This window comes from Nostoc sp. JL23 (assembly GCF_017115065.1).
GTDB lineage: Bacteria > Cyanobacteriota > Cyanobacteriia > Cyanobacteriales > Nostocaceae > Nostoc > Nostoc punctiforme_A.
Map to the genome: position 1 here is coordinate 1 of NZ_JABXKN010000106.1, position 7,773 is coordinate 7,773.

The 7,773-nt window shown below is 44.2% G+C and carries 8 protein-coding genes and 1 pseudogene; 4 read left to right on the forward strand and 5 right to left on the reverse strand.

Annotated elements, in window-relative coordinates:
• Window positions 1–266 precede the first annotated feature (266 nt).
• A complete protein-coding gene (locus tag HWQ42_RS21370) occupies window positions 267–2,516 on the forward strand; it encodes a cytochrome c peroxidase (RefSeq protein WP_292815924.1) in 2,250 nt (749 codons plus the stop codon).
• On the opposite strand, the gene HWQ42_RS21375 is transcribed toward HWQ42_RS21370, so the two are convergent.
• On the reverse strand, window positions 2,502–2,696 hold the full coding sequence (locus tag HWQ42_RS21375) for a hypothetical protein (protein WP_292815926.1): 195 nt from the start codon (window positions 2,694–2,696) through the stop codon (window positions 2,502–2,504). The two genes, HWQ42_RS21370 and HWQ42_RS21375, sit on opposite strands and share 15 nt — an antisense overlap.
• A gap of 50 nt (window positions 2,697–2,746) precedes the next feature.
• Between HWQ42_RS21375 and HWQ42_RS21380 the strand changes: the two genes are divergently transcribed.
• Window positions 2,747–3,277 (forward strand): hypothetical protein, encoded by a 531-nt coding sequence (locus HWQ42_RS21380; RefSeq protein ID WP_292815928.1) that lies wholly within the window; start codon window positions 2,747–2,749, stop codon window positions 3,275–3,277.
• Window positions 3,278–3,541: 264 nt separating this feature from the next.
• Here the strand turns inward: HWQ42_RS21380 and HWQ42_RS21385 are convergent.
• Window positions 3,542–3,868, reverse strand: a pseudogene (locus HWQ42_RS21385) (ISNCY family transposase); the annotation flags it as partial.
• 14 nt (window positions 3,869–3,882) lie between these two features.
• A complete protein-coding gene (locus HWQ42_RS21390) occupies window positions 3,883–4,590 on the reverse strand; it encodes a transposase (RefSeq protein WP_292815937.1) in 708 nt (235 codons plus the stop codon).
• A gap of 60 nt (window positions 4,591–4,650) precedes the next feature.
• Between HWQ42_RS21390 and HWQ42_RS21395 the strand changes: the two genes are divergently transcribed.
• A complete protein-coding gene (locus HWQ42_RS21395; protein WP_292815930.1) occupies window positions 4,651–5,454 on the forward strand; it encodes a CDP-diacylglycerol diphosphatase in 804 nt (267 codons plus the stop codon).
• Between the two features lie 559 nt (window positions 5,455–6,013).
• On the opposite strand, the gene HWQ42_RS21400 is transcribed toward HWQ42_RS21395, so the two are convergent.
• Window positions 6,014–6,238, reverse strand: a complete 225-nt coding sequence (locus tag HWQ42_RS21400) for a hypothetical protein (RefSeq protein WP_292815932.1) — start codon at window positions 6,236–6,238, stop codon at window positions 6,014–6,016.
• A 228-nt stretch (window positions 6,239–6,466) separates the two neighbouring features.
• Between HWQ42_RS21400 and HWQ42_RS21405 the strand changes: the two genes are divergently transcribed.
• On the forward strand, window positions 6,467–6,982 hold the full coding sequence (locus HWQ42_RS21405) for a hypothetical protein (RefSeq protein ID WP_292815933.1): 516 nt from the start codon (window positions 6,467–6,469) through the stop codon (window positions 6,980–6,982).
• Here the strand turns inward: HWQ42_RS21405 and HWQ42_RS21410 are convergent.
• Window positions 6,966–7,121: a hypothetical protein gene (locus tag HWQ42_RS21410; RefSeq protein WP_292815935.1), complete on the reverse strand. Its 156-nt coding sequence runs from the start codon at window positions 7,119–7,121 to the stop codon at window positions 6,966–6,968. The two genes, HWQ42_RS21405 and HWQ42_RS21410, sit on opposite strands and share 17 nt — an antisense overlap.
• Window positions 7,122–7,773 lie beyond the last annotated feature (652 nt).

A 7,773-nucleotide genomic window follows, 5' to 3' on the forward strand; every position in this document is an offset into this window, starting at 1 on the left:
CACTTTGGCATTTCTAGGGTTTTAAAATGTTAAGGAATATTTCGCCAACAGCATCCGGATGATACTCATACCCCTATTACGATTATTATTCTGATGCAGATTTATTTATATACTTAGACCTATTGACAAAACTTACTCACAACCTAACCTTTTCCTCTCTACATTTATTATTAATCAAATAAAAATAGTCACATTTTATACGGCTGATAATAAGTAAAAAGCTTTAGATAAGTAGTAAAATTTTAAGTGTTTTCTGATATGAAAATATGGTAATTTTACGGATAGTCAGTTTAGGGTTGCTTTTTGCTACCTTTCCAATGTTTTTGCTGCTAACCGGCAATGGTCGATTTTTGCTCAAATCGATGGTAGTGCAGATCAAGCAGGGAATTCGGAGTTTAAAAAATCTCAAATTATGGTCTTTTAATGACCAAGAGTCTCGTGGAGCATCATCTAAATTTCCAGTTGATCCAAAGCGTAAAAGGGGGGAATCTGGTTATGTAAAACCTAACGGGATAGTATCAAAACTTTCAAAAACTATAACACTTGCTGCGATCGTTGTGGCAGCAGTAATAGCTGGAAATACTGTATCTGCCCAGGTTACGGCGTTTCCACCTCTAGCTTCTCTCAAGACTGTTTCGGTTCCAGAGCCTGATAATCTTGGAGACTTTATAAAAGACAAAGTAGCCGCCATTAAGTTAGGAAAGGCTCTTTTTTGGGATATGCAAGTTGGTAGCGATGGAAAAACCTCCTGTGCTACTTGCCATTTCCATGCCGGAGCCGACAACAGATCAAAAAATCAGATATCTCCTGGTCTGATGCGGATCAACGCCGATGGCACAGAAAACCCAGATACGGTTTTTAATGTCGGCGGTGGGCCGAACTACCAGCTCCAGCCAGAAGATTTTCCCTTTCACAAGTTGTCAAATCCAAATGATCCGACAACAGTTGTGTCTGACCGGAATGATATCGCCTCCTCTCAAGGAGTTATCAATACTAAGTTTGTTGATGTAATACCGGGTAATGCAGAAGACCAAGTAACGCTTAAACCAGATCCCGTGTTTAACGTGGGAGGTATAAATGTACGTCGCGTCGAGCCACGTAACGCGCCAACTGCGATTAATGCAGTATTTAACTTCCGCAACTTCTGGGACGGTAGGGCGCAAAACATCTTTAATGGAGTGAATTCCTTTGGTTTGAGAGATTCTCATGCTTCTGTCGTGAAAGCACAGACTCCAAATCAGCTAAAATTTGTCAAAGTTAGCCTCAATAATTCGTCTTTAGCTTCTCAAGCAGTCGATCCACCACTTAGCTCCTTCGAGGAATCTTCTGATGGTCTTACCTTTGAAGAAATAGGTGATAAGTTCGGATCAATTGATCGCAAATCCGCCAGCGTTAGCAAGGGTAAGAAGCTCCCCAGAAAACTTGCTAAAAAGTTATTTCCTCTGAGACCGCTAGGGAAACAACTTGTGCATCCACAGGACAGTGTTTTAGGTACAGATAGCAGATGGCCTGAACCCGGACTGAGAAATGAAAGCTATGATCGCCTAATTAAAGATGCCTTCAAGCCGGAGTGGTGGAAGTCTAATCAACTGATTCAAATTGATGCTAAGGGTGTGAGAACTTTTGTTAAGAAACCGGATCGCTCTTTGGAAACCAATGAGTACAGGTTAATAGAGTACAACTTCTCGCTATTTTTTGGGCTGGCAATTCAAATGTACGAATCTACGCTCATCGCTAACGATACCCCACTTGATCGCTTCTTGGAAGGAAACACCACTGCCCTAACTGGGCAACAGCAACGGGGGAAACAACTGTTCGAGGGTAAAGCTCAATGCAACCTTTGTCATAATGGGGCAGAACTTAGCAGTGCTTCTGTGAGTTCTGTGCAGAAACAAAGGATTGGGATTCTTAAGATCCCTAATTTCAGTAGATTCGTCTTTGACAATGGCTTTTTCAATATCGGCATCAGACCGACATTAGAAGATGTTAGTGTTGGAGGTAATGACCCATTTGGGAATCCGCTTTCGGAAACGAGACTGGCTCTACTGGGAAGTTTCCAGCAACTTCTCGGTTCCCCATCCAACACCACAGTTAGCTCTAAGGACACAATACTTGCGGATGGTAGTTTTAAAACTCCTGGACTCCGCAATGTTGAACTGACTGCCCCTTATTTCCACAATGGTGGTTCTTTAACTTTGCAGCAAGTGGTAGACTTATACAATCGTGGCGGAGACTTCCGCCAGCAAAGCGCCCTTGCCGTGTTGGGACTAACTGAAGCCGAAAAAAATGACTTGGTAGCCTTCCTCAAATCGCTCACTGATGAGCGAGTCCGCTATGAAAAGGCGCCATTTGATCACCCACAACTGTTTGTTCCAAATGGACATCCGGGTGATTCTACATACGTGATCAATAATGGTAGTGGCAAAGCCACAGATAGTCTAGTGGAAATTTCTGCTGTTGGTAGTCATGGTGGTAATGGCACTCCAAATTTCCTCGTCACTTCAAGACAGTGGTAAGTAAATAGCGTTTCCGTGTTGGGGAGCTTTTGGTGGGGGAAACCCGGCACTAAATCCCCAACACCGGAAATTATACAAAATATTGAAATCGGGTTGCCAGGTGGAGCGATACAGACTGGCTGCTAAAGCTTTGAGGGTATTAAGGAATGTTTCGCCAACAGTATCCGTTGCTACTCGCACCCCAAAATGTGAATTAATAAGTTTGTGTACTTATCAGTGGAAGTTCTAAAATGAAAACTCGTAAGGCTTTTGCCACGTTAATGATTTGTGTATTGTTGGTACTCGGTATCGTGGGCTTTGTGAATCTGCACCAAGCCTCAGCTCATTACATAGCAGATTGTCGCAGATTCGTGACAGGCACGTACATCACGAAAGTCTCTGGTGACTTCGGTCTGTTTAGCTTACTTATGACGATTACTCGAGATGGTGACTATTTTTTTACTGGCTCAAACCAAAGTGGTGCTCCCTCTCCTTCAGACCAAAGTGGTGTTTCCTCCCAACCTTATAGCAACGGACAAGGCAGTTGGAAGTGTACCTCAGACAGAGATTTTACTGCCACGGTACTCAACTTCAGTTACCCAACAGCGACATTACCTGGCGCAATTGTTAGAAGCGATGTTAATGCGACAGTCGATCCAAAAGCTGGGATACTGCAAGGAAAAGCAACACTGAGGTCATTCTCACTAAACGCGAATCCGCTCCAAGATAATGCCCCAGTAGCAGGGACTGAAACTTTCACCGGACCGCGTATAATACCTTGACAGTAATCGCTTTGCTCTGGCAGATCAGGTCGTTTTGACCTAGAACCGCAAAGTTTGCTAGAGAAGTAGTTGCTCAAGAGTAGCCAAGTAAGCTTCAGGATTTCGACGGAATCGTAGTTGTTCAATGCGATTAAGTTGATGTTGGCATAAATCAGAGCGTAATTGTTGCCAAGTCTGAACACAAACCTGAGACAAATCTTGGGCTGTAAAAGAATGAAGTGCAGTAGCAATGGCTGAAGCTAACTGGACTGTTCCTCGAATTACAAGTAAGGTTTTTGCCAATAAAATTTCTCCTGATAAACAATCTCGAATTACCCACAGTACTTCATGTCCAACATCCGGCTGCATCCCATCGATTGCTAATATCAATCGCCCTTGCTTTTTGGCTATAGCTTTGAGTCTTGAGTGGTCACTTAACCACAATGCAACTAATTCGTCATATCTTTCTAACAAGTGAGTAACACTACGCTCGCTTACTTCTACACCACGATTGCGAAGCTGTTGATGAATTTGAGCTATGCTTCTCTGTTCTTGGTAGCGTAACGCGCCCACCAGTGCAATCACATTTAAACCAAATTCTTGTTGTGGTAATGCTTCGGACAAAATTAGGCAGCAATAACGCCGTAGGAACGTAGGTTTTGGTAGTTAGGATGGGATTTAATTACAGTCGGCGAAAGTCCTAACGTTGAAATAAAGGTGTCGAGCAAATGGTCATTGAGTGCCCGTCGCTTGACACTCGCCATTGAAAAGACAAAGGGTTTTTGACCCACCTGCTGTCGATGAGCATCAAGCTTGGCGAGATTTAAGGCGGCGAAACTGACATTGAAATGAAAGTCAAGCTTTTTAACATCACGGGCTTGACAATCACTCAGGCAGGTATTTTGTTTAGCATCACGGAAAATAAATTCGATTTGAAAGCGCAGTTTGTAGAAACGATAAATCTCGTCTGTCGATTGGTTGATATCTGTCGAGAATAAGACAGCATAACTCGGTTTGTTAGGCTTACGGCGGTCAAGTACATAAGCCAGGCGGATTTTGCGCTTGAGTGAAACGTGCCATACAACTGCTGTGTAGAGTTCAACCCCTGATTGTAGTTCGCGTACCCAAGCCAAACCAGTAGGGTCGGCTAGATCAACTTTGCCATCATATTTGCGTTTAGCTCCCCGCGCTTTCTGTTCACCCTCGAACACATATCGCAGATTCGCGTCTCGGCGCAGTTTACTAATCACATTCAGCTTGAGCGCCCTCACCCCCGTAACAAATGGTTCCTTGGCGTATGCTCCATCCACAGCAAGGTAGCGATTTTGACAAATTCAAGTAGTAATTGGTAAACTTTTAAGAATTTGTATACTGTCAATCCCACATAGTAAGTAATGCACCTATTTTCTACAAGAGGTTTGCCCAAGTCCCGTCTCTGGCGCAGGGCTGGCACCGCGCTAGTACTGGTAAGTGCGGTGACAGGTTTGATTGCCGCCGATCATACTAGCAAGAGCGATGCCTTGTGGCGCATCGTCCATGAGGCTTGCGTCCCCAACCAAGAAAAGCAAGGCAATCCCGCGCCTTGCACCTTGGTTGATTTGAAACAGGGCTATGCCCTGTTGAAAGACCGGGTAGGAAAGACGCAATATCTGCTTCTACCAACTGCCCGGATTTCCGGCATTGAAAGCGCTAGCCTGCTGGCGAGGAATACCCCAAATTACTGGAAGTTCGCCTGGGACTCGCGCGCTCTAATATCGCAGCGCTTGGGACGAACGCTGGCGAGGGATGCGATAGGCATGGCGGTCAATTCTGCCTTTGGACGCAGCCAGAACCAGTTGCACATCCATATCGATTGCATAGCCCCCGACGTGCGGGCGCAACTACGCGCCCACTTAAGCGCCATTGGGTCGCACTGGGCGAATCTGCCTTTCCATCTGGATGGGCATCCCTATCGGGCCAGGCGCGTCGATTCCGCAAGTTTGCAAGGCGTGAATCCATTCGTGCTGCTGGCACAAGATGTACAACAATCCATAGTACATGACATGAAACGCCAGACTCTCGTGGTGCTGGGGGTGGTATTCGAGGATGGAAGCGATGGCTTCATCTTGCTGACAGATACGGCGGATACACTGCAAGGCGACTTCGCACATGGGGAGGAATTGCTTGACCATGCCTGCACCATAGCTCAGAAACCTTGACGATAGGCGTTGTTGCGTGAATAGGGAAAAATGGGAAATTTTACTTAGCCCTCTTTCATCAGTCTTGGAGAAAGCAATCGCTGCAAGGCTTACGAGACTTTGGTTTCCAAATTTTAGCTAGATTTGGGAATTTCTATTAGAAAATAAAGCCTCAAACCTTGATTGGGTCATAGTGGCAGCATAGTGCAAAGGGTGAAATGAGCAGTGATACCGAAAGTTACGCGCTTTTTACTTGATAAGCCACAATCAAAACTGCAATCACCAAAACGCACACTATTGACAAACCCCGAAAACCTCAGCGAACGCCGAAACGGGGAAATTGTTCGTTAAGGCTGTAATCGTAATCCTTTTACAGTAATAGTTTCAGCAATGTATATCTGGGGTGATATTTTGTCAATAAGTTCGCCTACCCGACCACGGTGATGCCTAATACGGTCTTAATCCCTACTGTGTGCCGATTTAAACCCCAATGTCGAGATATCACTCAATAACCGCCGTAAGTCTTCAATCACTGGGATTGATCTAGTAGCCAGCTTCCCCTTCGTGTAAGATTTCCGAATCACCAGCCGGGGTCTGACATTGCCCTTGGGTGTGTAGATATCTTGAGTTTGTAGCGTACAGCATTCGCGGATACGGCAAGCACTAAATAGGCAGACACCGAACAAAGTGCGATGCCTGCGGTGTTCTCGTTGCCATCGCGGTCATTTTCTAAGCCATCACTGAAAATTAGCTGTATCTCTGACTGTGTGAGAACCTTAGCGCGTCCATGCCGATTGATTTTCATTACCAGACTGTAGACCCTGTGATCCACAGACTATAACGATTTGACACATGATTTGCATAACTGTTTAACCTTGCTACACCATTAGCACCATCCACAGAAGATGTGAGAATCATGTTTCTCAATACTAAAAATCCTCGTTTAGATATCTAAACGAGGATTTTCTGGTGTGACGTTGTAAACTCAACTTTGAGTCAATAAGTTTATGTACTTATAAGTGGATATTTTTGAATGAAAACTCGTAATGCTTTTGCCACGTTAACAATTTGTGTATTGTCGGCACTCACTATTACAGATGTGGTGAATATGCACAAAGTCTCAGCCTACACCAAAAACGATTGTCGCCAACTTGTGACGGGTACGTACCTCACGAAACTATCTGGTGACTTCGGTTCGTCTTTTGGGATTACGACATTCACTGAAGATGGTAACTTTGTGACCAGTGCCTCAGCCCAAAGTGTTAGTAATCCCTCTTTCCAACCCTTTGGTAATGTGCAAGGTCGTTGGAAGTGTACCTCAGGCACAGAGATTACTGCCACAGGACTTAACTTCAGCTATCCAACAACGACATTACCCGGCAACTTCACCAGAAGCGATTTTCGTGCGACATTTGATCCGAAAGCTGGAATAGTGAAAGCAACAGCAACACTAAAGTTCTTCTCATTAAATGCAAATCCGCTTAATGATTATGCCCCAGTAGCAGTAACGTTTACTTTCACGGGGCAGCGTGTTAAGGCTGGAGAATAAAGTGAAGGCGACTAGTACTTGACAAAGGGCTTTTGCAGACGACAACACCCAATCGCCAACCAACTAATTCCCCAATGCCCAATGCCCAACGCCCAACGCCCAACAGAGGAAATTTAAAGCCAGTGAGTAGATGTTCCATACCCTCGTGTTTTTATATATATAGAAAAAATCAGAGGGTATGGAACGCCCTCTAAGATATGCACTGTAAAGCTTTCAGCCGATGAAATTCCAAGCCGTTAATGCCCAATAACCGCGCTGATAATTTGGAGCGATCGCGCTAGTGGGGAGTGGGGTGAGAAGTGCGATCGCACTTTCTCTACCCATTACCCCCCTCATTTTTTGACTTCAACCTCATGAGTACCAGTGACCCCTCAGAAAATGAACCGAATCTCATGTTTATCTAGCTAAAACCTATTTTTTATAGTTTGTTTCCTTCTAAGAGGGAATTATAAATGGTAGCTACCTCAATAATATTTAAAAAAATCTATGAACTTCTCAGAACTAAATCACGCAGCTCGTGACATAGCTGACAGAATCGAACGCATGAATGAAATTACCTAGCGTGGCAAAACTTACTAGAGAAGAGTAAAAATCCTGTAATCTTGACCTTGTAGCGAAATAATGGTACAAAAACTTGGCAAGGAAAAGTCTAAAACCAGAGGCAACATCGTTTGAAGTACTCGATTGTGTTCAAAAAAAATATCCTTCGTGCGGTCAAGCAATGTGGAATGAATACAATAGACTCATCCTTAATATAAATAACATGGGATAATAAAAAGCTGGAGTAAAAA

What these genes read in the sequence shown, in the direction of transcription:
- HWQ42_RS21370 (WP_292815924.1), top strand. Translation starts at nt 267, where the DNA reads ATGGTAATTTTACGGATAGTCAGTTTAGGGTTGCTTTTTGCTACCTTT.
- HWQ42_RS21410 (WP_292815935.1), bottom strand. Translation starts at nt 7,121, where the DNA reads ATGGAACATCTACTCACTGGCTTTAAATTTCCTCTGTTGGGCGTTGGG.
- HWQ42_RS21380 (WP_292815928.1), top strand. Translation starts at nt 2,747, where the DNA reads ATGAAAACTCGTAAGGCTTTTGCCACGTTAATGATTTGTGTATTGTTG.
- HWQ42_RS21405 (WP_292815933.1), top strand. Translation starts at nt 6,467, where the DNA reads ATGAAAACTCGTAATGCTTTTGCCACGTTAACAATTTGTGTATTGTCG.
- HWQ42_RS21400 (WP_292815932.1), bottom strand. Translation starts at nt 6,238, where the DNA reads ATGAAAATCAATCGGCATGGACGCGCTAAGGTTCTCACACAGTCAGAG.
- HWQ42_RS21395 (WP_292815930.1), top strand. Translation starts at nt 4,651, where the DNA reads ATGCACCTATTTTCTACAAGAGGTTTGCCCAAGTCCCGTCTCTGGCGC.